This window comes from Pedococcus ginsenosidimutans (genome assembly GCF_039544395.1).
Classification (GTDB): domain Bacteria; phylum Actinomycetota; class Actinomycetes; order Actinomycetales; family Dermatophilaceae; genus Pedococcus; species Pedococcus ginsenosidimutans.
This window is the reverse complement of sequence record NZ_BAABLO010000019.1, coordinates 1-789: the sequence shown is the minus strand read 5'-3', so window position 1 is coordinate 789 and position 789 is coordinate 1. Positions and strand designations below refer to the sequence as shown.

Sequence of the window (789 nt, the reverse complement as noted above, 5' to 3'; positions counted from 1 at the left end):
CCGACATCAACGGGCTCGGCGTCGCCAGCACCCACTACACGACCGACGGCACCGACCCGACCCTGTCGAGCCCGACCTACACCGCCGCGTTCCCCGTCAACACCACGACCACGGTCAAGTTCCGCTCCTGGGACAACGCAGGCAACATCGAAGCCACCCAGAGCCAGGCGGTCCTCGTCGACCAGACGGCCCCGGTCACCACGATCACCTGCAACGGTGCCGCCTGCCAGACCGGCGGCTACACGGCCACGGTCACGGTGGCCCTGTCCGCCACCGACGCGGCCGGCGGGTCCGGTGTCTCCAGCACGCACTACACGACCGACGGCACCGACCCGACCCTCGCCAGCCCGACCTACACCCAGCCCTTCGCCGTCAACACCGCGTCCACGGTCCAGTTCCGGTCCTGGGACAAGGCCGGCAACGTGGAGGCGACCCAGAGCCAGGTCGTCACCGTGACCGTCGACGCGACCGCGCCGACCACGACGATCGCCTGCAACGGGGTGGCCTGTGGCACCGGCCCCTACGCGCCTGGCGTCGCGGTGACGCTGACCAGCACCGACAACACCGGGGGCTCCGGCGTCGCCAGCACCAGGTACACCCTCGACGGCACCGACCCCACCACGAGCAGCACCCTCTACACGGCAGCAGTGCCACTCTCGGCAACGACCACGGTGAAGTACAGGTCCTGGGACGTCGCAGGGAACGCGGAGGTCACGAAGTCCCAGCTGGTCTCGGTGGACAACGCCGCACCCGTGACCTCGATGCTGTGCAACGGCAACCCCTGCGTGG

At 69.8% G+C, this 789-nt stretch carries 1 protein-coding gene; it reads left to right on the top strand.

Features of this window, described 5'->3' with window-relative positions; translation table 11 throughout:
• Nucleotides 1–789, top strand: a 789-nt coding sequence (locus ABEA42_RS18475) for a chitobiase/beta-hexosaminidase C-terminal domain-containing protein (protein ID WP_345505361.1), incomplete at both ends; no start/stop codon positions are given.